This window comes from Rhizobacter sp. P5_C2, assembly GCF_054049715.1.
Map to the genome: position 1 here is coordinate 1 of NZ_JBFULV010000012.1, position 26,355 is coordinate 26,355.

21 protein-coding genes are annotated in these 26,355 nt (G+C 70.8%); 12 read left to right on the forward strand and 9 right to left on the reverse strand.

What is annotated here, in order from left to right:
• The 6 genes from ACXJLU_RS06190 to fabG all read left to right on the forward strand — a co-directional run.
• On the forward strand, window positions 1-1,129 hold a 1,129-nt coding region (locus ACXJLU_RS06190; RefSeq protein WP_489742048.1), incomplete at its 5' end, for an MMPL family transporter.
• A gap of 57 nt (window positions 1,130-1,186) precedes the next feature.
• Window positions 1,187-2,077 (forward strand): polysaccharide deacetylase family protein, encoded by an 891-nt coding sequence (locus ACXJLU_RS06195; RefSeq protein ID WP_457329574.1) that lies wholly within the window; start codon window positions 1,187-1,189, stop codon window positions 2,075-2,077.
• Window positions 2,074-3,270: a beta-ketoacyl-[acyl-carrier-protein] synthase family protein gene (locus ACXJLU_RS06200; protein ID WP_457329575.1), complete on the forward strand. Its 1,197-nt coding sequence runs from the start codon at window positions 2,074-2,076 to the stop codon at window positions 3,268-3,270. The genes ACXJLU_RS06195 and ACXJLU_RS06200 overlap by 4 nt, the downstream gene beginning before the upstream one ends.
• A complete protein-coding gene (locus ACXJLU_RS06205; RefSeq protein ID WP_457329576.1) occupies window positions 3,270-4,061 on the forward strand; it encodes a beta-ketoacyl synthase chain length factor in 792 nt (263 codons plus the stop codon). Before ACXJLU_RS06200 ends, ACXJLU_RS06205 begins: the two co-directional genes overlap by 1 nt.
• On the forward strand, window positions 4,058-4,516 hold the full coding sequence (locus tag ACXJLU_RS06210) for a hotdog family protein (protein ID WP_457329577.1): 459 nt from the start codon (window positions 4,058-4,060) through the stop codon (window positions 4,514-4,516). The genes ACXJLU_RS06205 and ACXJLU_RS06210 overlap by 4 nt, the downstream gene beginning before the upstream one ends.
• Entirely contained in the window at window positions 4,513-5,250 is a 738-nt protein-coding gene (gene fabG, locus ACXJLU_RS06215; RefSeq protein ID WP_457329578.1) for a 3-oxoacyl-ACP reductase FabG, read from the forward strand. The genes ACXJLU_RS06210 and fabG overlap by 4 nt, the downstream gene beginning before the upstream one ends.
• Here fabG and ACXJLU_RS06220 read toward each other — a convergent pair.
• Entirely contained in the window at window positions 5,247-5,717 is a 471-nt protein-coding gene (locus ACXJLU_RS06220) for a nuclear transport factor 2 family protein (RefSeq protein WP_457329624.1), read from the reverse strand. The two genes, fabG and ACXJLU_RS06220, sit on opposite strands and share 4 nt — an antisense overlap.
• Window positions 5,718-5,821: 104 nt before the next feature.
• On the opposite strand from ACXJLU_RS06220, the gene ACXJLU_RS06225 reads away from it, so the two are divergent.
• The 4 genes from ACXJLU_RS06225 to ACXJLU_RS06240 are packed head-to-tail and all read left to right on the forward strand — an operon-like array spanning window position 5,822 to window position 11,034.
• Window positions 5,822-6,499, forward strand: a complete 678-nt coding sequence (locus tag ACXJLU_RS06225; RefSeq protein ID WP_073463884.1) for a response regulator transcription factor — start codon at window positions 5,822-5,824, stop codon at window positions 6,497-6,499.
• A gap of 5 nt (window positions 6,500-6,504) precedes the next feature.
• Window positions 6,505-7,983, forward strand: coding sequence for a sensor histidine kinase (locus tag ACXJLU_RS06230; RefSeq protein WP_457329579.1), 1,479 nt, complete (start codon window positions 6,505-6,507; stop codon window positions 7,981-7,983).
• Window positions 7,980-8,777, forward strand: coding sequence for a helix-turn-helix domain-containing protein (locus ACXJLU_RS06235; protein ID WP_457329580.1), 798 nt, complete (start codon window positions 7,980-7,982; stop codon window positions 8,775-8,777). The genes ACXJLU_RS06230 and ACXJLU_RS06235 overlap by 4 nt, the downstream gene beginning before the upstream one ends.
• A 40-nt stretch (window positions 8,778-8,817) precedes the next feature.
• Window positions 8,818-11,034, forward strand: coding sequence for a molybdopterin-dependent oxidoreductase (locus tag ACXJLU_RS06240; protein ID WP_457329581.1), 2,217 nt, complete (start codon window positions 8,818-8,820; stop codon window positions 11,032-11,034).
• Window positions 11,035-11,221: 187 nt separating this feature from the next.
• Here the strand turns inward: ACXJLU_RS06240 and ACXJLU_RS06245 are convergent, their stop codons facing one another.
• The 5 genes from ACXJLU_RS06245 to purL are packed head-to-tail and all read right to left on the reverse strand — an operon-like array spanning window position 11,222 to window position 17,806.
• The gene (locus ACXJLU_RS06245) at window positions 11,222-12,046 is read right to left on the reverse strand and encodes a metal-dependent hydrolase (protein ID WP_457329582.1); all 825 of its coding nucleotides are present in this window, start codon (window positions 12,044-12,046) and stop codon (window positions 11,222-11,224) included.
• Window positions 12,047-12,057: 11 nt separating this feature from the next.
• The gene (locus tag ACXJLU_RS06250; RefSeq protein WP_457329583.1) at window positions 12,058-13,182 is read right to left on the reverse strand and encodes a glycosyltransferase family 2 protein; all 1,125 of its coding nucleotides are present in this window, start codon (window positions 13,180-13,182) and stop codon (window positions 12,058-12,060) included.
• Window positions 13,179-13,535 carry a 5-carboxymethyl-2-hydroxymuconate Delta-isomerase gene (locus ACXJLU_RS06255; protein ID WP_457329584.1) on the reverse strand — a complete coding sequence of 119 codons (357 nt, stop codon included), beginning with the start codon at window positions 13,533-13,535 and terminating at the stop codon, window positions 13,179-13,181. Before ACXJLU_RS06255 ends, ACXJLU_RS06250 begins: the two co-directional genes overlap by 4 nt.
• A gap of 10 nt (window positions 13,536-13,545) precedes the next feature.
• Complete coding sequence (locus ACXJLU_RS06260) at window positions 13,546-13,788, reverse strand: hypothetical protein (RefSeq protein WP_457329585.1); 243 nt, start codon at window positions 13,786-13,788, stop codon at window positions 13,546-13,548.
• 25 nt (window positions 13,789-13,813) lie between these two features.
• Window positions 13,814-17,806 (reverse strand): phosphoribosylformylglycinamidine synthase, encoded by a 3,993-nt coding sequence (purL, locus tag ACXJLU_RS06265; protein ID WP_457329586.1) that lies wholly within the window; start codon window positions 17,804-17,806, stop codon window positions 13,814-13,816.
• A gap of 97 nt (window positions 17,807-17,903) precedes the next feature.
• Here purL and map point away from each other — a divergent pair, with 97 nt between their 5' ends.
• Together map and ACXJLU_RS06275 are read left to right on the forward strand one after the other, a co-directional pair.
• Window positions 17,904-18,749 carry a type I methionyl aminopeptidase gene (gene map / locus ACXJLU_RS06270; protein ID WP_457329587.1) on the forward strand — a complete coding sequence of 282 codons (846 nt, stop codon included), beginning with the start codon at window positions 17,904-17,906 and terminating at the stop codon, window positions 18,747-18,749.
• 11 nt (window positions 18,750-18,760) lie between these two features.
• Window positions 18,761-21,397: a [protein-PII] uridylyltransferase gene (locus ACXJLU_RS06275; RefSeq protein ID WP_457329625.1), complete on the forward strand. Its 2,637-nt coding sequence runs from the start codon at window positions 18,761-18,763 to the stop codon at window positions 21,395-21,397.
• 209 nt (window positions 21,398-21,606) lie between these two features.
• Here the strand turns inward: ACXJLU_RS06275 and ACXJLU_RS06280 are convergent, their stop codons facing one another.
• The 3 genes from ACXJLU_RS06280 to ACXJLU_RS06290 form a co-directional block, all read right to left on the reverse strand.
• Complete coding sequence (locus tag ACXJLU_RS06280) at window positions 21,607-23,046, reverse strand: FAD-binding oxidoreductase (RefSeq protein WP_457329588.1); 1,440 nt, start codon at window positions 23,044-23,046, stop codon at window positions 21,607-21,609.
• Window positions 23,047-23,265: 219 nt separating this feature from the next.
• Window positions 23,266-24,201 (reverse strand): LysR substrate-binding domain-containing protein, encoded by a 936-nt coding sequence (locus tag ACXJLU_RS06285; protein ID WP_457329589.1) that lies wholly within the window; start codon window positions 24,199-24,201, stop codon window positions 23,266-23,268.
• 79 nt (window positions 24,202-24,280) lie between these two features.
• Complete coding sequence (locus ACXJLU_RS06290) at window positions 24,281-26,155, reverse strand: thiamine pyrophosphate-binding protein (protein ID WP_457329590.1); 1,875 nt, start codon at window positions 26,153-26,155, stop codon at window positions 24,281-24,283.
• Window positions 26,156-26,355: the final 200 nt, after the last annotated feature.

Consider the following 26,355-nt stretch of genomic DNA (forward strand, 5'->3'; position numbering starts at 1 on the left):
GCTGCGCTGGTTCTGGGGCGGCCTCGGCGCGGCCGCGCTGGCGCTGCTGCTGGTGCTGCCGAGCGCCTGGCGCGGCCAGTTGACGCACCTGAGCCCGGTGTCGAAACAGGCGTTGACGCTCGATGCCTCGCTGCGCGCCGACCTGGGTGCGGCCGAGCTGGGCACGCTGGTCGCGATCGAGGCGCCGGACGAAGCGACCGCGCTGCAGCGCGCCGAGCAGGCCAGCGCGCGGCTCGATCCGCTGGTGGCCGCCGGCCTGCTCGCCGGCTATGAATCGCCGACCCGGCTGCTGCCGAGCGCCGCGACGCAGGCCGCGCGCAAGGCCGCGCTGCCCGATGCCGACACGCTGCGCGCCCGGCTGAAGCCCGCCACCGCCGACGGCCTGCTGCCGGCCGACCGGCTCGAGCCCTTCATCGCCGACGTGCAGGCGCAGCGCCAGGCCAGGCCGGTGACGCGCGCCGATTACGACGGCACGCCGCTCGCCACCGCGCTGCAGGCCCAGTTGCTGCCCGGCACGCAGGGCCGGCCATGGACCGTGCTGCTGAGCCTGCGCGCCGGCACGCAGGCGCTGCCCGCGGCACGGCTGCGCGACGCGATGCAGGGCCTGCCCGACACCCGCGTCGTCGAGATCCAGCCCGAACTCGATGCACTCTATGCGCGCTACCTGCGCGAGGCCTTCTGGCAGAGCGCGCTCGGTGCGCTGGCCGTGCTGCTGATCCTGTACGCCGGGCTGCGCTCGCTGCGCCGGCTGTGGCGCGTCGCGCTCCCGCTGGTGGCCAGCGTGGTGCTGGTGCTGGCGGGCCTCACGCTGGCCGGCGTCGCGCTCGGCGTGCTGCACCTGGTCGGGCTGCTGCTGGTGGTCGCGGTGGGGTCGAACTACGCGCTGTTCTTCGACCAGCTGGCGCAGCAAGGGTCGGAACATGGCACGCCGCAGGCGGACGCCGAAACGCTCGCCTCGCTGCTGCTGGCCAACCTGACGATCGTCGCGTCATTCGCGCTGCTGTGCAGCTCCAGCGTTCCACTGCTGGTGGCGCTCGGCGAGGTGGTGGCGCCGGGCACGCTGCTGTGCCTGCTGCTGTCGGCCAGCTGGGCGCGCCGTCCGGACGGTGTGGGACAATCCGAGCCCTGAATTCCCCTGCTGGCGGGCAGTGCTTCCCACCCCGGATTCGACGATTCGACGCATTCGATGACCCCCCTGCAGCCTTCCCCTTCGCTTCCGCCCTCGCCCGCGCTTCGCGTGACGACCTGGCCCGTTCCCGTCTTCCTGCTGCTCAGCGCCGGCCTGCACCTGCTGGCGCTGCTCGCGGTGCTGCGCTCGCCCAGCGACTGGCCGTGGGCGCTGGGCGCGGTCGTGCTGAACCACCTCGCGATCACGCTGCTCGGGCTGTGGCCGCGCTCGACCTGGCTCGGCGACAACATCACGCGGCTGCCCGCAGAGGCCGCGGCGCGCGGCGAGATCGCGCTGACGCTCGACGACGGCCCGGACCCGGTGCTGACGCCGCAGGTGCTGGACCTGCTCGACGCGGCCGGCGTGCACGCCACCTTCTTCGTGATCGCCGAGCGCGCCGCGGCGCAGCCCGCGCTGCTGCACGAGATCGTGCGGCGCGGCCACAGCGTGCAGAACCACAGCTGGCGTCACCCGCATGCGTTCTCGGTGTTCGGCCCGCGCCGCATCGCACGCGAGCTGCAGCAGGCACAGGCCTTCCTGCATGGTGCGACCAGTGAGCGCCCGACGCTGTTCCGCGCGCCGGCCGGCCTGCGCAACGTGTTCCTCGACCCGCTGCTGCACCGCATGGGCTTGCGGCTGGCGAGCTGGACGCGCCGCGGCTTCGACACCCGCGACGGCGACACGCAGCGCGTGCTCGCGCGCCTGACGCGCGGCCTGCGCGGCGGCGACATCCTGCTGCTGCACGACGGCCACTGCGCGAGCACGCCCGAGGGCCGGCCGGTGGTGCTGGACGTGCTGCCGATGCTCATCGCGCAGGCGCAGCAGGCCGGGCTTCGCTTCGTGCGGCTCACCGATGCTTGGCCTGCGCAAACGGCCGTGGCGACGGTCAACGCGTCGGTGACCCCATGAAGCCCGTCGCGATCACCCGGATGACGGTCACGAGCGCGCTCGGGGCCGGCAACGAGACCCACCTGCAAGCGCTGCGCGATGGCCGCAGCGGGCTCGCACCGTGCCGCTTCGAGGACGTGGCGCTGACCTGCCACGTCGGCGAGGTCGCCGGCGTCGATGCGATCGCGCTGCCGGCCGAGCTGGAAACCCACGACTGCCGCAACCACCGCCTGGCCTGGCTCGGGCTGCAGCAGAACGGCTTTCGCGCGGCGGTGCGTGCGGCACGCGAGCGCTACGGTGTGCAACGTGTCGCGGTGCTGCTGGGTAGCAGCACCTCCGGCATCCTGCAGACCGAGCACGCCTACCGCCGGCGCGGCCCCGACGGTGCGCTGCCTGCCGACTTCCACTACGCCGAGACGCACAACACCGGCTCGCTGGCGCGCTTCGTCGCGCTCGCACTGCAGCTCGACGGCCCGCAGTGGGTCGTCTCGACCGCCTGCTCGTCGAGCGCCAAGGTGTTCGCGGCGGCTGCGCGGCTGATGGAACTCGGCTGGATCGACGCGGCGGTGGTCGGTGGCGTCGACAGCCTGTGCCTGACGACGCTGTACGGCTTCAACTCGCTGGAGTTGCTGTCGCCGCAGATCTGCCGGCCCTGGGATGCCGGTCGCAACGGGCTGTCGCTCGGCGAGGCGGCGGCGTTCGCGCTGCTGGAGCGCCAGACGTCAGGAACACCCGAGATGCCCGACCCGCAAGGCTGGCTGCTCGGCACCGGCGAAAGCAGCGACGGTTTCCACATGAGCTCGCCGCTGCCCGACGGCGGCGGCGCGGTCGACGCGATGCAACAGGCGCTGGCCGGTGCCGGGCTGCAGCCGGGCGACATCGACTACATCAACCTGCACGGCACCGCGACGCACAACAACGACGCGGCCGAAGACCGCGCGGTGCAGACCGTGTTCGGCCCGGCGACGCCCTGCAGCTCGACCAAGGGTGCGACCGGCCACACGCTGGGCGCGGCCGGTGGCGTCGAGGCGGTGCTGAGCCTGCTGGCGCTGCAGCACGGCCTGCTGCCCGGCGGGCTGAACCGCTTGCAACCCGATGCCGAGCTGCACTCGAACTACGTCGACCTCAGCCGCGCCGCGCCGCTGCGCCGCGTGCTGAGCAATTCGTTCGGCTTCGGCGGCTCGAACGCCAGCCTCGTGTTCGGAGCCGCCTGATGGCCACGCTCTTCGTGCAAGGCATAGGGTTGTGCGGCCCCGGTCTCACCGACTGGATGCAGGGCGCGCAGGTGCTCGGCGGACACACCGCGTACGCCCGAACCCCCACCGCGGTGCCGCCCCCGGCGCGCTTGCCGGCGGCCGAGCGGCGCCGCGCCGGGGCCGCGATCAAGATCGCGCTGGCTGTCGCCGACGAAGCCTGCCTGCACAGCGGCATCGCCCCGGCGCTGGCGGCCACGGTGTTCGCGTCGTCGAGCGGCGACGGCGCGAACTGCCACGCGCTGTGCGAGGCGCTGGCCGGCAGCGACCGGCTGGTGTCGCCGACGCGCTTCACGAACTCGGTGCACAACGCCGCGGCGGGCTACTGGCACATCGCGGTCACCGGCCGGGCCGCGTCGACCAGCCTGTGCGGCTTCGACACCAGCTTCGCGGCCGGGCTGATCGAGGCCGCGGGCCAGTTGCATTCACAGCCGCAGCCGGTGCTGCTGGTCGCGAGCGACACGCCCTACCCCGAGCCGCTGAACGCGACGCGGCCGCTGCCCGACAGCCTGGGCATCGCGCTGGTGCTGCAGCCGGTGGGCGATCGCGCGATCGCGCGGCTGACACTTGCGGCGCAGGCGCCGCAGCTGTCGACGCCATGCCGCGATGCGGGGCTCGAGGCGCTGCGGCAGCAGATCCCCGCGGCGCGCGCGCTGCCGCTGCTCGAGCTGATCGCCCGCGGCGATGAAGGCCGCATCGTGCTCGACTGCCAGCCCGGGCTGTCGTTGCGCGTCGACGTCCATCGGCCATGAGCGACGAACCGGTGCTGCTCGATCACGCCGGCATCGCGGCGCTGATCCCGCATGCCGGGTCGATGTGCCTGCTCGACGGCCTGCTGGCCTGGGACGCGCAGGCCATCCGCTGCCGCGCGACTGGCCACCGCGCCGCGGAGCACCCGCTGCGCACCGCGTCGGGCCTGCTCGCGACCGCGGCCATCGAGTACGCCGCGCAGGCGATGGCGCTGCATGGCGCGCTGCTCGCGCAATCGACCGGTGCGCCGGCCTCGCCCGGTTTCCTCGCGAGCGCGCGCGGCGTGCACTGCCACCGGCTGCACCTGCACGACCTTGCGGGCGACCTGGAAGTCGTCGCCGAGCGCGTGGCCGGCGACGCCCACCAGCTGCTCTATGCGTTCCGCGTGCAGCATGCCGGCGCGCCGGTGGCCGACGGCCGCGCCGCGGTCGTGCTCCATCCAGGAGAGTCCCGATGAGCGACACCCCTCCCCCGCGCCGCGCGCTGGTCACCGGCGCGAGCGGCGAACTCGGCAGCGCGATCGCCCGCCGGCTGGCGCGCGACGGCTTCCACGTGATCCTGCATGCCAACTCGCGGCCCGAGGCGGTCGAGCTGCTGGCGCTGCAGCTGAAGGCCGCGGGCGGCTCGGCCGAGGCGGTCTGCTTCGACGTGACCGACCGCGCGGCCTGCGAGGCGGCGCTGCTGCCGCTGGCCGAGGCCGGCGCGATCCAGGTGGTCGTCAACAACGCCGGGCTGCACGACGACGCGGTGTTCCCCGCGATGCGCGAGGAGCAATGGCACCGCGTGATCGACGTGTCGCTGCACGGCTTCTTCAACGTCACGCAGCCGCTGGTGATGCCGATGATCCGCACGCGCTGGGGCCGGGTGATCAACATCTCGTCGGTGGCCGGCGTGATGGGCAACCGCGGGCAGACGAACTACGCGGCGGCCAAGGGTGCGTTGAACAGCGCGACCAAGGCCTTGTCGCTGGAGCTCGCGAGCCGCGGCATCACGGTGAACGCGGTCGCGCCGGGGATCATCGCGTCGCGCATGACGGCGCAGGCCTTCGACGACAAGGCGATCGCGCAGCTGGTACCGGCCAAGCGCGCCGGCACGGCCGATGAGGTGGCGGCGCTGGTGGGATTCCTCGCGGGGGACGAGGCCGGCTACATCACCGGGCAGGTGATCTCGATCAACGGCGGGATGGCCTAGGCGGGATTTTTTGCCTTGAATTGAGCCAGGCTGCCGGCCGCCTTCGCCTTGATCTTGTTCTGCAGCAAGCCCGACCACCCGAGCGCCCAGCCCGGGGCCCCGAGCGCCTGCCGCGACCAGGCCCAGAAATCGAAGCGGTCGACGTGCCGCACGATCAGCCCGTCGCGGAACTCGAAGCTCGCGTCGATGATGTTCAGCACCTTGCGCCCGGTCGCCGAGAACGTGTAGTTCGCCTCCCAGTGCGCCGCCCCCTGGCGATCATCGGCCTGGATGCCGGTGTATTCGAGCCGCAGGTCGCGCCCGTTGGTGCACAACATGCGCCACATCATCCCGGCATCGGCGCCATGCAGGTCGAACACCGGGTCGGTGAAGTGGACCTCGCGGTGGTAGCAGGCCCCCATCGCGGACCAGTCGCGGCGGCAGAAGCCTTCGTAGAAGCGTTGGATCAGTGCAGCGTGGTCGTGCATGCGGGCCACCGGGGCAGTCGAGGATCGGTCCAGTGTGCCAGCACCCGGGGCCGTTCGGGTATCCGGCGATGCGGATTCGCCACTGAAGTCTGTAAGCTCCGCCCATGAAGTTGCTGCTCGCCGAAGACGACGCCATCCTTGCCGATGCCCTCAGCGCCAACCTGGCGCTGGCCGGCTTCGAGGTCGACGTGGCCCCGAACGGCGCCGTCGCCGAGTACCTGCTGCTGCGCCAGCAGTTCGACCTCGGCGTGCTCGACCTGGGCCTGCCGCTGGTCGACGGCCTGACCGTGCTGAAGCGCGTGCGCGCCGCCCGGCCGACGCTGCCGATGCTGGTGCTGACCGCGCTCGACGGGCTCGACCACCGCGTCGCCGGGCTGAACGCCGGCGCCGACGACTACCTGACCAAGCCCTTCGACTTCCCCGAGCTGGAGGCCCGCATCCGCGCGCTGCTGCGCCGCAGCCGCAACGTGGCCGCCGCGTCGGCGCAGGAGATGGGGCGGCTGAGCTTCGACCGCGACACCCGCCGCGCCGCGATCGACAACGAGGCGATGGAGCTGTCGCCGCGCGAATGGATGCTGATGGACCTGCTGCTCACGCAGCGTGACAAGGTGGTGACCAAGGAGCAGATCGCCGAGGCCTGGGCGGTGGAGCGCGGCGATGCCAATGCCGGCTCGATCGAGGTCTACATCCACCGGCTGCGGCGCAAGCTGGATGGCTCGGGCCTGGCGATCCGCACGGTGCGCGGCCTCGGCTACCTGCTGGAAGCCGAAGCTAGCAGCTGACCCGGATGCTCTCGCCGTTCAAGCTGGCCCTGCGCCGCGTGCCCGGCGTGACGCCCGGCACGCGCTCGCTGCACCGCCACCTGCTGCTGTGGCTGCTGCTGCCGCAGCTGGTGCTGTGGCTGGCCGCCGCCTACGTCACCTACAACGTCGCCGACCGCTATGCCAACCGGGCGATCGATGCCGCGCTGAAGACCGCCACGCGCGCGCTCGCCCGCCAGGTCAAGCCGATCGGCAACGGGCTGTTCATCGATTTCCCGCGCGCCGCGCAGGACATCATCGAGGCCGACCCGGACGACCGCGTGTACTACATGGTCAGCACGCCGCCCGGCGAGTTCATCCTTGGCAACAACAAGCTGCCGCCGCCGCCGGTCACCGATGCGCGCCTCGGCGAGACCTACTTCTACAACGGCAGCATGAAGGAGCGGACGAGCCAAGAGAAGACGCACCAGCTCGGCATCCGCGTCGCGGCGATGTACCTGTCGTTCGGCGACGAGAACGCGCCGCAGCGCATGCTGGTACAGGTGGCACGCAGCCGCGCCAGCGGCGAGGAGCTCGCGCGCCAGATCCTGGTCGACACCGCGCTGCCGCTGTCGGGGCTGGTGGCGCTGATGTCGGTGATCGTCTGGGGCGGCATCCGCACCGGTCTCGCGCCGCTGGCGCGGCTGCGCGCCGAGGTCGAGGACCGCGCGCCGAACGACCTGGCGCCGATCAAGCTCGAGGCCGCGCCCGAGGAGGTGCGCGCGCTGGTGAAGGCGCTGAACAGCCTGCTGGCCCAGGTGCACGAGAACGTGTCGGTGCAGAAGCGCTTCATCAGCGATGCGGCGCACCAGCTGCGCACGCCGCTGGCGGGGCTGAAGAGCCAGACCGAGCTCGCGCTGACCGAGACCGACAACCCGGCGCTGCAGGCGCGGCTGCGCCGGGTGCACGAGAGCGCGACGCGCAGCGCGCACCTGATCAACCAGTTGCTGACGCTCGCGCGCGCCGAGCCGGAATCGGTGGCCGCGCAGGGCCGCACGCGCGTCGACCTGCGGCGGCTGGCGAGCGAGGTGACGGCCGAGCTGGTGCCGCGGGCCCGGCATGCGGGCGTCGACCTCGGGCTCGATGAGGGCGACGAGAAGCCGATCGAGATCCACGGCAATGCGCTGCTGCTGCGCGAGTCGCTGCTCAACCTGGTCGACAACGCGATCCGCTACGCCGGCGACGGCAGCGTCGTCACGGTGCGGCTGTCGGCGCAGGACAGCCAGGCGGTGCTGGAGGTCGAGGACAACGGCCCGGGCATCGCCGAGGCCGACCGCGAGCGGGTCTTCGAGCGCTTCGCCCGCGCGACGCACGAGGGCAACGGCTGCGGGCTCGGCCTTGCAATCGTCAAGGAGATCGTCGAGCGGCACACCGGCACCGTCGAGCTGCAGCCGGTGCAGCCGCAGGGCCTGCGCGCGGTGGTGCGGCTGCCGCGGATCGTCGAGCGCAAGGCGGTTCCGGCGTGACGCCGGTCGGCGCCCTGCTGCGCGAATGGCGACAGCGCCGGCGCCTGAGCCAGCTCGACCTGGCGAGCGATGCCGACATCTCCACCCGCCACCTGAGCTACGTCGAGACCGGCCGCGCGGCGCCGAGCCGCGCGATGGTGCTGCACCTGGCCGAGGCGCTGGAGGTGCCGCTGCGCGAGCGCAACACCTTGCTGACGGCCGCCGGCTTCGCGCCGCTTTACCGCGAGCGCACGCTCGACGACCCGGCGCTGAAGGCGGCGCGCGATGCGGTCGAGCTGGTGCTGCGGGCGCACGAACCGCACCCTGCCCTGGCCGTCGACCGGCACTGGAACCTGCTGGCGCACAACCGGCCGATGCTGCTGCTGCTCGACGGCGTCGCGCCGCACCTGCTCCAGCCGCCGGTCAACGTGCTGCGGCTGAGCCTGCACCCGGACGGCGTGGCACCGAAGATCGTCAACCTGAACGCGTGGCGCACGCACCTGTTCGCGCGGCTGCGCACGCAGGTCCACCTGAGCGGGGACCCGGTGCTGGCGGCGCTGCTCGACGAGCTGCAGGCCTACCCCGGCGACGACAGCCCGCCCGGCGGCGAGGATTGGAGCGCGGTCGCGGTGCCGCTGCAGATCCGCAGCGCACTCGGCGTGCTGTCGTTCATCAGCACGACCACGGTGTTCGGCACGCCGGTGGACATCACGCTGTCGGAGCTGGCACTGGAGACCTTCTTCCCGGCCGATGCCGAGACGGCGCAGCTGCTGCGTCGCCTCGGTGACGGACAGGCGGCGTCGACGAGCGCATAAAGGCGAGGCTGCGGCAACGATCCGCATCCAGGAGACGACGATGACTTCACGCACTGCCCTGCGCATCTGCCCCTTGTGCGAGGCCTGCTGCGGCCTCGAAGTGCAGGTCGATGACGCCGGGCGCATCGGCACCATCCGCGGCGACGCGGCCGACGTGTTCAGCGCCGGCTTCCTGTGCCCGAAAGGCGTCGCGCTGAAAGACCTGCACGAGGACCCGGACCGCCTGCGCACGCCGCTGATCCGGCGCGGCGCGCGCTTCGTCGAGGCCACGTGGGACGAGGCCTTCGCCGAGATCGAGCGCCGCCTGCTGCCGCTGCGCGAGGCGCATGGCAAGGACAGCATCGCGCTGACGCTGGGCAACCCGTCGGCCCACAAGATGGGGCTGCTGCTGTACATGCCGCGGCTGCTGAAGGCGCTGGGCACGCGCAATTTCTTCTCGGCGTCGACGCTCGACCAGATGCCCAAGCAGCTGTCGAACGGGCTGATGTACGGCCACTGGCTGTCGATGGCGGTGCCCGACATCGAACGCTGCGAGTTCCTGCTGATGCTCGGCGCGAACCCGATGGCCAGCAACGGCAGCCTGTGGACGGTGCCGGATTTCCGCGGCAAGGCGAAGGCGATGAAGGCGCGCGGCGGCCGGCTGGTGGTGATCGACCCGCGCCGCACCGAGACGGCCGCGCTCGCCGACGCGCACCATTTCATCCGGCCGGGCGGCGATGTGTTCCTGCTGCTCGGGATGGTGCACACGCTGTTCGCCGAGGGCTTGGTGAAGCTCGGGCGCCTGGAGCCGCATGTGAAGGGCGTTGACGCGCTGCGCGACGCGGTGCAGCCCTTCAGCGCCGACGCAATGGCCGCGCGCTGCGGGATCGATGCGGGCGTGATCCGCAGCCTCGCGCGCGAACTCGCCGCGGCCGAGCGCGGCTGCGTCTATGGCCGCCTCGGCACCTGCGTGCAGGCCTACGGCACCACCTGCTCGTGGCTGATCGACGTGCTGAACATCCTGGCCGGCCACCTCGACGAGCCGGGCGGCGCGATGTTCCCGCAGGGCGCGGCTTTCGCGGCCAACACCGCCGGCACGCCGGGCCGAGGCCGCGGCATCGTGACTGGCCGGCACCGCAGCCGCGTCAGCGGCGCGCCGGAGGTCTACGGCGAGCTGCCGATGACCTGCCTGGCCGAGGAGATCGAGACGCCGGGTGCCGGCCAGGTGAAGGCGCTGATCACGATCGCGAGCAACCCGGTTCTGTCGGCGCCGAACGGGCCACGGCTGGCGAAGGCGCTGGAGGGGCTCGAGTTCATGCTGAGCCTGGACATCTACCTGAACGAGACGACGCGCCATGCCGACGTGATCCTGCCGGGACTCTCGCCGCTGGAGGACACGCACTACGACGTCGCGTTCCCGCAGTTCAGCGTGCGCAACCACGCGCGCTACAGCCCGGCAGTGCTGCAGCCGCCGGCCGGCACGCCGGCCGAGTGGGAAACGCTGCTGCGGCTGGCCGCGCTGGTGCAGGGGCGCGGCGCGCAGGCCGACATCGACGCGCTCGACGATGCGCTGGTGGCCGAGGACGTGCGCAAGCTGGCCGGTGACCGGGCCGATGCGGTGATGCAGATGGTGTCGGCGCACCGAGGCCCGGAGCGGTTGCTCGACCTGGCCTTGCGCAGCGGCCCGTTCGGCGACGGCTTCGGCGGCAAGCCCGACGGCCTGACGCTCGACAAGCTGAAGGCCGCGCCACACGGCATCGACCTCGGCCCGCTGGCACCGCGCGTGCCCGAGCTGCTGCGCACGCCGTCGGGCTGCATCGAACTCGCGCCACCGAGCCTGCTCGACGACCTGCAGCGGGTGGCCGCCGATGCGCGGGCCGGTACCCACGACGCGGTGATCATCGGCCGCCGCCAGGTGCGCTCGAACAACAGCTGGATGCACAACCTGCCGACGCTCGCGAAAGGCCCGTTCCGCTGCACTGCGCTGGTCCACCCGCAGGACGCCGCGCGCTGGGGCCTGCAGCATGGCGGCCAGGCACGCATCGCCCGGGCGGCGGATCAATCGATCGAGGTGCAGGTGGAGATCAGCGACGAGATGATGCCCGGCGTGATCAGCCTGCCGCACGGCTGGGGCCATGCGTTGCCCGGCGCACGCCTGGCCGTGGCCGCCGAGCGGCCCGGCGCGAACCTCAACGCGGTGCTGGACGATTCGCTGCGGGATCCGTTGTCGGGGAATGCGGTGCTGGGGGGAACCGCGGTGCGGGTGATGCCATGCTGAGTTGCGCACCAACGAAACAGCGCCAACCCGTTCGCCCTGAGCTTGTCGAAGGGTCGGGCTGAGCTTGCCGAAGCCCTCGTGCCATGCGCACCGACCCTTCGACAGGCTCAGGGCGAACGGGGTTTCTTTGCAACTGCCGGGTCCCTTCAACGACCTGATGTGCTCAGGGCGAACGGAGTTTCCCCGGCTACACCTCGCGAAACTGCCCCGCGTTGTCCCGCAGCCAGACCGCCGCCCGCGGCTCGTCCTGCTGCTGCGGATGAAAGTCAGCCCGGAAGTACGCCCGCCACGGCCCGAAGGTGTCGCGCACCAGCCCGCCTTTCGCGAACAGCAGCCGCCATGCGCTGCGCCAGGTGCGGCCCTGCAGCAGCGCACCGTCGTGCCACAGGTTGCGCAGCGTCTGGCGCAGCACGTCGGTGACGAAGAAGAAGGTGACCACGTAGAACCAGCGGAGGCGCCAGCGGTGGTTGCCACCGCTCGCCTGGTAGACGTCGAACGCGGTGCTGCGGTGCTCGGTCTCCTCGGCCGCGTGCCACATCCACATCGTGCGCAGCCGCGGCTCGGCACCGTCGAGCTGCTGCGGGTGCTGCAGCATCCACGCCGCCATGATCGCGGTGAAGTGCTCGTAGCCGGCCGTCACCGCCAGCGCATGGCGCGGATCGCCGCCCTCGAAGCGCGCGATGCGGCGCGCCGCCCGCGGCCCCCAGGTGTTGCGGTGGCCCTGCGCTTCCAGCTGGCCGTTGAACAGCCCGTGGATGCGGCGGTGCGTCGCCTCCTGCCCGATGAAGCCCTGCACCTCGTCGGCAAAGCTCGCCTGCGCGTCGGCCGGCAAGGCCTTCGCGGCAGCCCGCACCGAATCGATGAAGAACTGCTCGCCGACCGGGAAGCTCATCGACAGCGCGTTGAAAAAGGCCGTCAGGAAGGCATCGCCGCCCGCCCAGCGGCGCTCGAACGGCGTCGACAGATCGACGAGCAGCGAGCGAACGGTGTGGTGGACGGGCTGGTGGGCCATGGCCACGGATGCTACTGCGTCGATCGGCGCACGCGGCGCAGGGTTTGCCTCAGGAACTCGATCGCCCCGGGCGGCATCGCCGTCACCAGGTACAGCGCCCACAGCTTCGGCTGCTTCCAGCGCTGGCGCAGGCTGTCGCCGAAATGCCGGTGCGCGGCCGCGTAGTCCTGCCGGTACCACATCTCCATGCCGACCCACTCGTACGCGCTCGCGATGGTCTCGGTCAGCAGCGCCTGCGGCAGGTCGAGCCGGTCTCCCTGGCGTTCGCGCTCGCGTTCGACCTCCGGCAGCAGCGTCTTCAGGTAGTTGCTCGCAATCATCCAGCGGTAGGCCGGCTGGGTCAGCTGGTCGGCCGCGCCCTTGCGGTACAGCACGGCACTCGCGTCCAGCAGCGCGGCCGGGCCGATGCGGCTCGCCTTCAGGTGGTACGCGTGGTCTTCGCCCGACACCATGCTCTCGTCGAAGCCGCCGATCGCGTCGGCACGCTCGCGCGTCAGCATCAGCGTCGACGGCTGGCACAGGTTGCCGATCAGCATGCCCGAGCGCACGTCGCCCCAGTACACGCGCGTGCCGGCCTGCGGCGCCATCGCGCCGGGCACCAGCTCCACGAGCCCCGCCTCGTGCGCGAACACCGGGATCCCGTACTTTTCAAGCTGGCCGTACGCCGAGTACGCATCCCGCAGGTGCGCCTGCTTCACGAGTTGCCCCTGCGCATCGACCACGTCGAGGTTGGTCCACAGCATGCCGACGCCCTGCGGCGCGAGCGCCCGCAGCGTGGCCACCTGCAGCTGCAACTTCCACGGCTGCCACAGGTCGTCGGAATCGAGGAAGGCGATGAACTCGCCGCGCGCCTGCGACAGACCCAGGTTGCGTGCCGACGAGACGCCGCCGTTCGGCTTGCGCAGGTAGCGCAGCCGGGGCTCGTCGGCATAGCGGCGTCCGAGCACGCCGGCGGTGTCGTCGTTGGAGCCGTCGTCGGCGACGATCAGCTCGAAGTCGCCGAAGGTCTGCGCCAGCACCGCGTCGATCGTGCCGGGCAGCAGCGCCGCGCGGTTGTAGGTCGGCATCACGATCGTGACGCACGGCGCGGGCGGCGTCCGGCTGGCGGGCAGCGACTCGCTCCCCAGGCTCTTCACGCGTCGATGCCAGCGTTGCGCCGGTTGCTGAAGGTCGCGCGCTCCATCTCTCGCACGTCGCACGAGACGGCCTGCACCGCCGGCAGCAGCGCCGCCAGCCCGCGCACGATCGCGGCCGACAGCTTCTTGCGGTCGGCCTCGCTGCGGCCGGTCAGCACGTAGGCGAACACATGCACGAAGTCGGCGTTGATGCCACCGACCAGGCTGTGCTCGTGCACCAGCACGCGGATCTTCACGTCGCCGACGGTGAACAGCTCGCTCGCGAGCGCGGCGTCGTGCACGGCACGCATCATCCGGTCGACCGGCACCTGGGCCGCGACCGACTTCGTGCACTCGAGGATGCAATGGGGCATGGAATCGGCCTCAGACGTCGAGGGTGTAGACACGGGCCGCGGCACGCTCGGCGGCACTGTGGCCGCGCAGCGCCTGCGCCCACGCGGTGTCGTTGGCCGAGTGCGCCGGCGTGAGGCCGCGCAGCATCACCGCCACCTCCTCGGAGCCGCCATCGATCTCGTTGAGCTGGTGCAGCTGCTCGTCGAACAGCCGCGCGATCGACGCGCCGGCGGCGTCGATCAGCACAAGGTAGCGGACTGGCTTGCTGTGCATCTTCCGTTCTCCCTGGTTGGTGTTCTCAGCCGATCCACTTTCTGGCGTTGTGGAACATGCGCATCCACGGGCTGTGGGCATTGATGTCACCGGACGTCCAGCTCATCAGCACGTTGCGGAACACCCGCTCCGGGTGCGGCATCAGCACTGTGAAGCGGCCGTCGTCGGTGGTCACCGCGGTCAGGCCGTCCGGGCTGCCGTTCGGGTTGGCCGGGTAGGCTTCGGTCGGCTTGCCGGCGGCATCGACGAAGCGCATCGCGCGCTTGACCTTGGCCGCATCGCCACGCTGCGAAAAATCGGCAAACCCCTCGCCGTGCGCCACCGCGATCGGCAGCCGGCTGCCGGCCATGCCGCCGAAGAAGATCGACGGGCTCTCGAGCACCTCGACCTGCGCCAGCCGGGCCTCGAACTGCTCGCTGCGGTTGCGGGTGAACTTCGGCCAATCCTGCGCGCCGGGAATCATCGGCGACAGCGCCGCCATCATCTGGCAGCCGTTGCACACGCCGAGCGCGAAGGTGTCGCTGCGCCCGAAGAAGGCCGCGAACTGCTCGGCCAGCACCGGGTTGAACATCACCGAGCGCGCCCAGCCTTCGCCGGCGCCCAGCGTGTCGCCGTAGCTGAAGCCGCCGCAGGCGACGAAGCCCTGGAACTGGTCGAAGCGCGCGCGGCCGGTCTGCAGGTCACTCATGTGCACGTCGAAGGTGTCGAAGCCGGCCTGCGCCATCGAGTAGCTCATCTCGAGGTGGCTGTTGACGCCCTGCTCGCGCAGGATCGCCACCTTCGGGCGCGCGGTGTTGACATACGGCGCGATCGCTTCCGACGGGTCGAAGCCCAGCTGCAGGTGCAGCCCGGTGTCGTCGGCGCGGCCGGCGGCCTCGTGCTCGGCGTCGGCACAGGCCGGGTTGTCGCGCAGCTTCGCGATGCGCCAGCTGACGTCGTCCCAGGCCTGGTGCAGGTCGCGCAGCGGCGCGCTGAACACCGCCTTCGCATCGCGCCAGACCTCGACGACGCCGCGCGGGTTGGTCTTGCCGATGGCATGGCTGTGCTTCGACAAGCCGTGCTCGCGCAGCACCTGCATCACCTCGTCGCGTGCCTCGGTGGGCACCTGGATCACGGCGCCCAGCTCTTCGTTGAACAAGGCCTTCAGCGTCAGCTCGGTGCGGCGCGCGCCGACCTGCCCGGCCCAGTTCTTCGAGTCGCCATGCTCGGCGCGGCTGTCGGCAATGCCGTCGCTCTCGGTGACCAGCATGTCGACGTTCAGGCTCAGGCCCAGGTGGCCGGCGAAGGCCATCTCGCAGGCCGCCGCCCACAGGCCGCCGTCGCTGCGGTCGTGGTAGGCCAGCAGCCGGCCCTGGCTGCGCAGCTGGTTGATCGCGGCGACCAGCGACTTCAGCAGCGCCGGGTCGTCCAGATCGGGCACCTCGTCGCCGAACTGGTTCAGCACCTGGGCCAGCATCGAGCCGGCCATGCGGTTCCTGCCTTGGCCGAGGTCGATCAGCACCAGCGTGGTGTCGCCCGGCTGCAGCTGCGGCGTCAGCGTGCCGCGCACGTCGGCCAGCGTCGCGAAGGCGGTGACGATCAGCGAGACCGGCGCCGTCACCTGTTTCGCATCACCGGCGTCACTCCAGCGCGTGCGCATCGACAGGCTGTCCTTGCCGACCGGCACGCTGATGCCGAGCGCCGGGCACAGCTCCATGCCGACCGCCTTCACGGTGTCGTACAGCGCGGCGTCTTCGCCGGGTTCGCCGCAGGCGGCCATCCAGTTGCAGCTGAGCTTGATGCGCTCCAGCTCGATCGGCGCGGCCAGCAGGTTGGTGATGGCCTCGCCGACCGCCATGCGGCCAGAGGCCGGCGCATCGAGCGTCGCGAGCGGCGTGCGCTCGCCCAGGCTCATCGCCTCGCCGCGGAAGCCGCGGAAATCGGCCAGCGTCACCGCGCAATCGGCCACCGGCACCTGCCACGGGCCGACCATCGGGTCGCGGTGGTTCAGCCCGCCGACGGTGCGGTCGCCGATCGTGATCAGGAAGCGCTTGCTCGCCACCGTCGGGTGGCGCAGCACGTCGAACGCCACCTTGTCGAGCGACACGTCGGTGAGCTGCAGCGCCGGCAGCGTGCGCGCGATGCGCTTCACGTCGCGGTGCATCTTCGGCGGCTTGCCGAGCAGCACCTCCATCGGCATGTCGATCGGCGTGTCGTCGCTGCCGGGGTTGTCCAGCACCAGCTGCTTTGCCGCGGTCGTCACGCCGACCACCGCGAACGGGCAGCGCTCGCGCTCGCACATCGCGCGGAAGATCGGCAGCGCCTCCGGCGACACCGCCATCACGTAGCGCTCCTGGCTCTCGTTGCACCAGATCTCCTTCGGGGCCAGGCCGCTTTCTTCCAGCGGCACCTGGCTCAAGTCGAAGCGCGCACCCAGGCCCGCGCCGTCGACCAGCTCGGGGAAGGCGTTCGAGATGCCGCCGGCGCCGACGTCGTGGATCGCGAGGATCGGGTTCGACTCCCCCAGCGCCCAGCAGTGGTTGATGACCTCCTGCGCACGGCGCTCGATCTCGGGGTTGCCGCGCTGCACCGAATCGAAATCGAGCTCGGCCGCGTTTGCGCCGGCCGCCATCGAACTGGCCGCACCGCCGCCCATGCCGATGCGCATGCCCGGGCCGCCCAGCTGGATCAGCAGCGTGCCGGCCGGGAACTGGATCTTGTGCGTCTGGCTGGCCGAGATGCTGCCCAGGCCGCCGGCGATCATGATCGGCTTGTGGTAGCCGCGGCGCTGGCCGTCGACCGTCTGCTCGTAGACACGGAAATAGCCGGCCAGGTTGGGCCGGCCGAACTCGTTGTTGAACGCGGCGCCGCCGAGCGGGCCGTCGACCATGATCTGCAGCGGGCTCGCGATGTGCTCCGGCTTGCCGTAGGGCGACTGCTCCCAGGGCTCGCTGGTGCCCGGCAGGTGCAGGTTCGAGACGCTGAAGCCGGTCAGGCCCGCCTTCGGCTTGGAGCCGCGACCGGTCGCGCCTTCGTCGCGGATCTCGCCGCCGGCACCGGTCGACGCGCCGGGGAACGGCGAGATCGCCGTCGGGTGGTTGTGCGTCTCGACCTTCATCAGCACATGCACGGTGTCCTCGCGCGGGCCGTACAACGGCGCATTGGTGTAGCCCTGCGGCAGCCAGCGCTGCGTGGGGCCGCCTTCCATCACCGACGCGTTGTCGCTGTAGGCGACCACCGTGTGCTGCGGCGCGAGCTGGTGGGTGTTGCGGATCATCGCGAACATCGAGCGCTGCTGCTCGACGCCGTCGATCGTGAAGCCGGCGTTGAAGATCTTGTGCCGGCAGTGCTCGCTGTTGGCCTGCGCGAACATCATCAGCTCGACGTCGGTCGGGTTGCGCTTCAGGCCGGTGAAGGCGGCGACCAGGTAGTCGATCTCGTCGTCGCTCAAGGCCAGGCCGAAGTCCTTGTTGGCGGTCTCCAGCGCTGCGCGGCCCGAGCCGATCACGTCGACATGCTCCATCGCCTTGCCGGCCTGCTCGTCGAACAGGTGGGCGGCGTCGCCCCGCTGCAACAGCACGCTTTCGGTCATGCGGTCGTGCAGCAGCGCGGCGGCCTGCTGCAGTTCGCCGGCGTCGAGCGGCTTGGCAGCGCCCAGCAGCCCGGCCAGGCCGGTTTTCAGCACCAGCCGGTATTCCGTCACGCGTTCGACGCGGCGGATCGCGAGGCCGCAGTTGTGGGCGATGTCGGTGGCCTTGCTGGCCCACGGCGACACGGTGCCCAGGCGGGGCGCCACCAGCACCAGCGCGCCGTCTGACGGACCGGCGTAGGCATCGCCGTAGGTCAGCAGCGCGGCGAGCTTGTCGTGGGCGTCGCGCGGCAGCGGCTGGTCGCTCCAGGCCCAGTGAACGTGCCGGGCGTGCACGGCGGTGATGCGCGGGCTGATCGCCTGCAGCCGCGGCAGCAGGGCCTGGGCGCGGAAGGCGGACAAGGCGTTGCCGCCCTCGAAGTGCAGCAGATGCTTGGGTGTGGACGTCACGTTGGGGCCAGCTTCGGGTTCTGGAGACCGGGTCGTGTTCAGGGACTGCCGGTGGAAACCCGGGATTTTACGGGGGTCGGTGCAATAATTCCGCCCCATGACGATCACGATCAAAACCGCCGAGGATGTCGCAGGCATGCGCATCGCCGGGCGGCTCGCCTCCGAAGTGCTGGACATGCTCACGCCGCACGTGAAGCCGGGCATCACCACCGAGCAGCTCGACAAGCTGGCGCACGACCACATCGTGGACGTCCAGCAAGGCATTCCGGCCCCGCTGAACTACGCGCCGCCGGGCTACACGCCCTACCCGAAATCGATCTGCACCTCGATCAACCACCAGGTCTGCCACGGCATCCCGAACGACCGGCCGCTGAAGGCGGGCGACATCGTCAACATCGACGTCACCGTCATCAAGGACGGCTGGCATGGCGACACCAGCCGGATGTTCGTCGTCGGCCACGGCTCGATCGCTGCCAACCGCCTGTGCCAGATGACGTATGACGCCATGTGGAAGGGCATCGTCAAGGTGAAGCCCGGCATCCACCTGGGCGACATCGGCCACTCGATCCAGACCTTCGCCGAGAACGCCGGCTTCTCGATCGTGCGTGAGTTCTGCGGGCACGGCATCGGCCGCAAGTTCCATGAAGAACCTCAGGTGCTGCACTACGGCCGCCCCGGCACGCTCGAGGAGCTGGTGCCGGGCATGGTGTTCACGATCGAGCCGATGATCAACGCCGGCCGGCGCGACATCCGCGAGGCCGGCGACGGCTGGACCATCGTCACGAAAGACCGCTCGCTGTCGGCCCAGTGGGAGCACACGATCCTGGTCACCGAGACCGGCTACGAGGTGCTGACGGTGTCGGCCGGCAGCCCGCCGCCGCCGGCCTTCGTCGGCGCCGCTGGAACCGCGACGGCAGCCAGCGCCTCCACCACCGCCGCCTGACGGTGGCCTCGATGGCGATGACGGTGGACACACCGGCGCCCGCTGCCGCGCGCAGCCTGGCGGAGCAGCGCAGCCGCTTCCGCGAGGGCAAGGCGGCGTTGATGACGCACTTCCGCGAGTCGCGCGCCACCGCGCCGGCCGCGACCCGGCTGGTGCGCGCGCTGGCCCGCCACGTCGACCAGACGCTGCTCGGCCTGTGGCAGCACGCGATGATGCCGCCGGGTGCCGCGCTGCTGGCGGTCGGCGGCTACGGGCGCGCCGAGCTGTACCCGCATTCCGACGTCGACGTGCTGGTGCTGCTGCCGCCCGGCGATGCGCTGCACAACGCCCGCATCGGCGCGCCGGGTTCCGACAACGACGCGCTGAAATCCTCGGTCGAGGGCTTCATCACCGCCTGCTGGGACCTGGGGCTCGAGATCGGCTCCAGCGTGCGCACCGTCGACGAATGCGTCGCCGAGGCGCATGGCGATGTCACGGTGCAGACCGCGCTGCTCGAATCGCGCTACCTGTGCGGCTCCAAGCGGGTGTTCAACGCCTTCCGGCGCGCCAATGCCGCCGCGATGGACCCGAAGGCCTTCCTGCGCGCGAAGACGCTCGAGATGCGCCAGCGCCACCAGAAGTACGAGGACACGCCCTACTCGCTCGAACCCAACTGCAAGGAAAGCCCCGGCGGCCTGCGCGACCTGCAGATGGTGGTCTGGATCGCACGCGCGGCCGGCCTCGGCCGCACCTGGACCGAGCTGGCCGCGAAGGGACTGATCACGCCCTTCGAGGTGAAGCAGCTGCAGCGCAACGAAGGCCTGCTGCGCCTGATCCGCGCCCGGCTGCACATGGTGGCCGGCCGCCGCGAGGACCGGCTGGTGTTCGACCTGCAGACCGCGGTGGCCGAGAGCTTCGGCTACGAGACCACGGCGGCGCGCCGCGCCTCGGAGCAGCTGATGCACCGCTACTACTGGGCGGCCAAGGCGGTGACGCAGCTGAACCAGATCCTGGTGCTGAACATCGAGGAGCGCATCAACGGCTCGCAAGACGCGCCGATGCGCCCGATCAACCCGCATTTCCTCGACCGCGCCGGCATGCTCGAGGTGGCGAGCGACGACCTGTACGAGCGCGAGCCGCACACCATCCTCGAGACCTTCCTGGTCTACCAGCAGACGCCGGGCATCAAGGGGTTGTCGGCGCGCACGTTGCGGGCGCTGTACAACGCCCGCGAGGTGATGGACGGCGATTTCCGGCGCGATCCGGCGAACCGCGCAACGTTCATGCAGATCCTGCGCCAGCCCGAAGGCCAGACGCATGCCTTCCGGCTGATGAACCAGACCAGCGTGCTGGGCCGCTACCTGTGGGTGTTCCGGCGCATCGTCGGGCAGATGCAGCACGACCTGTTCCACGTCTACACGGTGGACCAGCACATCCTGATGGTGCTGCGCAACGTGCGGCGCTTCTTCATCCCGGAGCATGCGCACGAGTACCCGTTCTGCTCGCAGCTCGCGTCCACCTGGGACCGGCCGTACGTGTTGTACATCGCCGCGCTGTTCCACGACGTGGCCAAGGGCCGCGGCGGCGACCACTCCGACCTGGGGGCGGTGGAGGTGCGCCGCTTCTGCCGCGACCATGGGCTCGACAAGGACGACACCGCGCTGATCGAGTTCCTGGTCAAGGGCCACCTGACGATGTCGCGGATCGCCCAGAAAGAAGACCTGAGCGACCCGGAGGTGATCGAGAACTTCGCGCGGCTGGTCGGCACCGAGCGCCGGCTGACCGCGCTGTACCTGCTGACGGTGGCCGACATCCGCGGCACCAGCCCGAAGGTGTGGAATGCCTGGAAGGGCAAGCTGCTCGAAGACCTGTACCGGCTGACGCTGCGCGCGCTGGGCGGTGCCCGGCCCAACATGGACGCCGAGATCGAGGCGCGGCGGCAGGATGCGCGGCACACGCTGAACCTGTATTCGCTGCTGCCGGGCACCGAGGTGCCGCTGTGGAAGACGCTGGAGCTGAGCTACTTCGCGCGGCACGATGCCGGCGACATCGCCTGGCATGCGCGCTCGCTGTTCCGCCACGTCACCAGCACCGAGCCGATCGTGCGGGCGCGGCTGTCATCGGTCGGCGAGGGGCTGCAGGTGCTGGTGTACGCGCCCGACCGCCCCGACCTGTTCGCCCGCATCTGCGGCTACTTCGACGGCGCCGGCTTCAACATCCTGGACGCGAAGATCCACACGACGCGCGCCGGCTATGCGCTGGACACCTTCCAGGTGATCAGCCCGCAGATGGAGCATCACTACCGCGACCTGATCTCGCTGGTGGAGAACCAGGCCACGCTGGCGCTGAAGGCCGACGGCCCGCTGCCCGAGCCGAGCCGCGGCCGGCTCTCGCGCCGCGTGAAGTCGTTCCCGATCACGCCGCGGGTGCTGTTGCGGCCCGATGAACGCGGCCAGCGCTGGCTGCTGTCGGTGTCGACCAGCGACCGCTCCGGCCTGCTCTATGCCATCTCGCGGGTGCTGGCGCGGCACCACATCAACCTGCAGCTCGCGAAGATCACGACGCTCGGCGAGCGGGTCGAAGACACCTTCCTGATCGACGGGTCGGCGCTGCAGCAGAACCGGGCGCAGATCGAGATCGAGAGCGAGCTGCTGGACGCAATCACTTGATCACTTGGCGTGCGGCGGGCATGGGCGCGAGCAAAGGCGCGGGCGGGGGGTGTGGGGCTCGTTGGCAAAGAAACACCGTTCGCCCTGAGCTTGTCGAAGGGTAGGACTGAGCTTGGCGAAGGCCCTGCGTGCGCCGGGCACAACCCTTCGACGGGCTCAGGGCGAACGGGTGTTTGTGTACGCACAGAGCCGCCTTTGCCGCGCCGAGATCACTCCGGAATCGCGATCACCTTGCCAGGATTCAGGATGTTCAACGGATCCCACGCCCGCTTCAGCTGCCGCATCAGGTGCACCGCATTGGCATCGAACTCTTCCGTCAGCAGCACCACCTTCTGCGCCCCGATGCCGTGCTCGGCGGTGCAGGTTCCTTCCATGCGCATCGCGCGGCTCATCATGCGCTGGTTCAGGCGCTCGGCCTCGGCCATCTCGTCCGGATTGTCGGGGTCGGCAATCAGGATGCACAGCAGGTGCCCGTCGCCGACGTGGCCGAACAGCGGGCACAGCAGCGACGACCGCCGCGTGTCCTCGATGGTCTCCTCGATGCACTGCGCCAGCCGCGACAAGGGCACGCAGGCATCGGTCGTGAAGGTGCGCCAGCCGGGGCGCAGCAGCTCACAGGCGTTGAACGCGGTGTGGCGCGCGCTCCACAGCCGCGTGCGGTCTTCGGGCTGGTCGGCCCAGTCGTAGTCGTCGGCGCCGTGCTCGCGCGCGATATCGTGCACGATCTCGGCCTGCTCGGCCACGCCGGCCGGCGTGCCGTGGAACTCGAGGAACAGCGTGGGCCGCTCCTTGAACGAGGTCTCGGTGTGCAGGTTGACGGCGCGCAGCGCCAGCGCATCCATGAACTCGGCGCGCGCCACCAGCACGCCGGTCTGGATGGTCTGGATCACGGTGTCGACCGCGCTGCGTGCGTCGGCAAAGGTGCACACCGCCGTCGCGATCGCCTCGGGCCTCGGGTACAGCCGCACCGTCACCTCGGTGATGATGCCCAGCGTGCCTTCGCTGCCGACGAAGATGCGCGTCAGGTCGTAGCCGGCAGACGACTTCTTGGCCCGGCGCGCGGTGCGGATGATCTTGCCCTCGGCCGTGACCACGGTGAGCGCCATCACGTTCTCGCGCATCGTGCCGTAGCGCACCGCGCTCGTGCCACCGGCGCGCGTCGCGGCCATCCCGCCGAGCGAGGCCTTCGAGCCCGGGTCGATCGGAAAGAACAGGCCGGTGTCCTTCACCTCGGCGTTCAGTTGCGAACGGGTGACGCCGGCCTGCACCGTCGCGGTCAGGTCCTGCGCATTGATCGTCAGCACCTCGTCCATCTCGGACAAGTCGATCGAGATCCCGCCCGCATGGCCCAGCACATGGCGTTCGAGCGACGAGAACACGCCGAACGCAGTCACCGCGACGCGGTGCTGCGCGCACAGCCGCACGACCTCGGCCACCTCCTCGGTCGTGTGGGCGAACACGACGCCGTCAGGCGCCGTCGTGTCGGACGACGCTCCCTCGCAGCCGTGCTGCTCGCGCATCGCACGGCCGAGCTTGAAGCGCAGGCTGAAGCGATGGCGCAGCGCATCGAGCAGCGCCATCGGCGCGCCCGTCAGGGCGGTGGCGGGCGGGGCCGCGAAGGCGGCAGCGGCAGTGGCAAGATCGATCATGGTGGTCCTCTCTGAGACGGCAAGTGAGACAGCCGTGAAACACGACGCCTGTTGGCCGGCGCTCGGCAGAAGGGAAGGCTAGCGACGAATCATCGTGAGCGCGCCGGCCACGCCATAGCTTTTCGAGAACGCGCCATCTGCTGCAACGATCCCCTTCGGCGATCGGTGCAGCGAGGCTGCAATTTCTTGCAGTCACGCGGCGTGTTCGCCCGGCTGAAGTCATGCGCCGGCGCTCAGCAGGCGCACGCCGCGCCACGACGCATTGCGCACCGCATGGCGAATCGCGGTGGTGGCCGCCGCCAGCACGCATTCGGCGGCACGCGTCTGCTTGACGACGGTGGTGGCGCACACCGACACCGTGCGCGTGATCGACGGCCGCGTGATCTCGATCACCGCGAGCTTCTTCTGCTGCACCTCGACCTCGATGCTGGGCCACGACAGGATGGTCGCGGCGAGGTTGGTCGTGACCGCCTGCTTGAGCAGCGTCAGCGAGTTCATCTCGGCGATGACGATCGGCGGCGACAGGCCCTCGCGCATCATCACGCGCTCGACACGGTGGCGAACGCCCTGCTCCAGCCCCGGCAGCACCAGCTCGATGCCCTGCAGCTCACGCAGCGTGATGACCTTGCGCCGCGCCAGCCGCGACTTCGGGTTCACGACGAGGAACAGGCGCTCCTCCATCACGCGCACCATGTCGAGCCCTTCGAGGTTGCCGTCGTCAAACGCGATGCCCAGCATCAGCCGGCCGCTCTTGACCCATTCGAGCACCGTGCCGCTCAACTCCTCGTAGACCTGCAGCCGGATCGCCGGATAGCGCGTGCGGACCTCGTTGAAGATGGCCAGGCCGAGCGGCGCGACCATGCACAGCGGCATGCCGATGCCGACGTGCCCGGTCGGCTCGGTCGAGCAGCTGGTGACCGCATCGTGCGCATCGTCGGCATGCTTCAGGATCGCCTGCGCATAGCGGTACAGGTGCAGCCCGCACTCGGTGGGCGACACGCCGCGCGAGCTGCGGTTGAGCAGCAGGCTCTTGAACTCGTCTTCCAGTGCGGCCACCTGATGGCTGAGGGCGGATTGCGCAACGTGCAGCACACCGGCCGCGCGAGACAGGCTGCCCATGTCCACGATGCGCACGAAGTAGCGGAGCTGTCTCAACTCGATTTTCTCGTCCTCCTGGGTCGCCTTGGCACCGCCCTTCCCGCCCTGCCCGCCGTGGTGGCCGTGGTGGTGACCATCACCGCTGGCGCGCCAGCGCAGGCCGGGCCTGCACCGGCTCGACCACCAGCTCGACCGTCGGCCCGCTCGCCGGCTCGACGCGCAACGCGTCGGCCAGCGACAGGTCGACCTGCAGCAGGTAGGGCTCGTCGCTGGCCAGGCAGTCGGCCACCGCACGTTCGATCGCGGCGGCCGACTTCAGCCGGTGGATTCGCCAGCCGAAGGCACGCGCCACCGCCGCGATGTCGGGCCGCTGGATCATCACGGACGGCGCCGCCGCGCAGGCCGCGGCACTGCGCCGCAGGTCGGCCACCGGTGGCGGGAACACGATCAGCTTCAGCGGCCAGCCATGGTCGTAGACCGACTGCAGTTCGTGCAGGGTCGGCAGCAAGGCGTTCGCATCGCTCAGGCACACCACCGGCCGCAGCGGCTGCGCCGCCAGCACGCCGATCGCCGCCGGCAGCGCGAAGCCCGGCATGCCGACACCCGCCGACACCAGCCAGCGGCCCGGGCCCCGGTGCTGCAGGTGGCGTGCACCGGCCTGCTGCGCCAGACCGTCGTCGACGGTCACGACCGCGTCGAGCGATGCCAGCGGCTCGCGCAGCGCGCGCAGCACCTGGTCGGCGATCGGGGGCCGGGGCTGCTGTTGTGGCTGCTGTTGCGACACCTCGGCGAGCGCCGCCTCGTGCCGCCAGCCGTCGATCATCTGCCACCAGGCGTCCAGCCGGCCGGCCGCGCCGCCTTCGGGCGCGGCGTGAAACCCGGGGTTCTGCAGCCAGTGCTGCCCCAGCCCCTTCAACACCTCGCCGCAATCGCCGACCAAGGGCGTCGCGGCCGGAATGATCTTGTTGATGCTGGTCGGGTCGATGTCGACATGGATCAGCGCGCAGGGCAGGGTTTCGTCGCGCGGCCACGAGCGCTCGTCGAGGCGCGTGCCGATGCAGATCAGGAGATCGGCCTGCCGCAGCGCCCGGTTCGCGACCGGGCTGCCCTGCTCGCCCGGGCAGCCCAGGCAGCGCCGATCAGCAGACGGCAGCGCGCCGAGCGCCGCCATCGTCAGCACGCACGGCAGATCGGCCACCCGCGCGAACTCGGCCAGCGCTTCACTGGCGGCCGCACCGGAGCGGATCACGCCGCCGCCGGCGTACAGCAAGGGCCGGCGCGCGGCGCGGATCTGCGCGACCGAGTGGACGAGCCGCCGCTCCGGTGGTGACCTCGGCACCTGGCCCGCACGCAGGCTGCTGGCCGCGGCTGTTGCTGCCGCTGTCGCCAACCGCCGCACCGGCACCTGGGTGCGCTGCACGTCGATCGGCATCTCGAGCAGCACCGGCCCGCAACGCCCGTTGCGCGCCACCTGCACCGCACGGTCGACGATGTCGGCCGCATCGTGCGCCAGGTCGATGCGCCGGCTCCATTTGGTCACCGAACGGGTGATGCCCAGCGCGTCGCACTCGCGGAACGCATCGGTGCCGATCAGCGCCGAGTCGACCTGCCCGGCAATGCACAGCACCGGCACCGAATCGGCCATCGAGCTCATCAACCCCGCCACGGCCGCCGCCACGCCGGAGCCGCCCGACACCAGCACCGCCGCCATCTGCCCGGTCGCCTTGGCGTAGCCCTCGGCCGCGTGCACCGCCGCCCGCTCCTGCGACAGGCGCACGACACGCACCCCGGCGCGTGCGCTGAGCGCCTCGCACAGCGGTGCGATCAAGGCGCCTCCGCTGCACAGGAAGAACATCGTCACGTTGTGATCGACCAGCGCCTGGATGACGGCCTGCGATCCGCTCTGGCGGCGTGCCGTCAGCTCGAGCCGGTGAGACCGCGGTCGACCGGTGCCGGACGCTTCGGGCTCGTGTTCGGGAAGGGAGGGGGCGGGGGGTTGGGAGTGCTCCATGCGGGGGGCTCTGCACGCTGACGGGACAAGGGGGGAGGCAAGGCACAACAACGAGGGACTGCGACGAGGGAAGCGACAAGGGACTGCGACAAGGGACGGCGCGGCGATCGGGTACCGCGGGGTGGCCGACAAACCCGGGACAGAACAACCACCGGGGCGCCAGCTTGCGTCTGAATTGCGGGGAAATCATGCAGGCCGAT

Excerpts from the sequence above, each read along its gene's own strand:
- ACXJLU_RS06255 (WP_457329584.1), bottom strand. The coding sequence starts at position 13,535 with ATGCCCCATTGCATCCTCGAGTGCACGAAGTCGGTCGCGGCCCAGGTG.
- ACXJLU_RS06245 (WP_457329582.1), bottom strand. The coding sequence starts at position 12,046 with ATGGCCCACCAGCCCGTCCACCACACCGTTCGCTCGCTGCTCGTCGAT.
- fabG (WP_457329578.1), top strand. The coding sequence starts at position 4,513 with ATGAGCGACACCCCTCCCCCGCGCCGCGCGCTGGTCACCGGCGCGAGC.
- ACXJLU_RS06230 (WP_457329579.1), top strand. The coding sequence starts at position 6,505 with ATGCTCTCGCCGTTCAAGCTGGCCCTGCGCCGCGTGCCCGGCGTGACG.
- ACXJLU_RS06260 (WP_457329585.1), bottom strand. The coding sequence starts at position 13,788 with ATGCACAGCAAGCCAGTCCGCTACCTTGTGCTGATCGACGCCGCCGGC.
- ACXJLU_RS06210 (WP_457329577.1), top strand. The coding sequence starts at position 4,058 with ATGAGCGACGAACCGGTGCTGCTCGATCACGCCGGCATCGCGGCGCTG.
- ACXJLU_RS06275 (WP_457329625.1), top strand. The coding sequence starts at position 18,761 with ATGGCGATGACGGTGGACACACCGGCGCCCGCTGCCGCGCGCAGCCTG.
- ACXJLU_RS06205 (WP_457329576.1), top strand. The coding sequence starts at position 3,270 with ATGGCCACGCTCTTCGTGCAAGGCATAGGGTTGTGCGGCCCCGGTCTC.
- ACXJLU_RS06195 (WP_457329574.1), top strand. The coding sequence starts at position 1,187 with ATGACCCCCCTGCAGCCTTCCCCTTCGCTTCCGCCCTCGCCCGCGCTT.
- map (WP_457329587.1), top strand. The coding sequence starts at position 17,904 with ATGACGATCACGATCAAAACCGCCGAGGATGTCGCAGGCATGCGCATC.
- ACXJLU_RS06280 (WP_457329588.1), bottom strand. The coding sequence starts at position 23,046 with ATGATCGATCTTGCCACTGCCGCTGCCGCCTTCGCGGCCCCGCCCGCC.
- ACXJLU_RS06200 (WP_457329575.1), top strand. The coding sequence starts at position 2,074 with ATGAAGCCCGTCGCGATCACCCGGATGACGGTCACGAGCGCGCTCGGG.
- ACXJLU_RS06225 (WP_073463884.1), top strand. The coding sequence starts at position 5,822 with ATGAAGTTGCTGCTCGCCGAAGACGACGCCATCCTTGCCGATGCCCTC.
- ACXJLU_RS06290 (WP_457329590.1), bottom strand. The coding sequence starts at position 26,155 with ATGGAGCACTCCCAACCCCCCGCCCCCTCCCTTCCCGAACACGAGCCC.
- ACXJLU_RS06240 (WP_457329581.1), top strand. The coding sequence starts at position 8,818 with ATGACTTCACGCACTGCCCTGCGCATCTGCCCCTTGTGCGAGGCCTGC.
- ACXJLU_RS06220 (WP_457329624.1), bottom strand. The coding sequence starts at position 5,717 with ATGCACGACCACGCTGCACTGATCCAACGCTTCTACGAAGGCTTCTGC.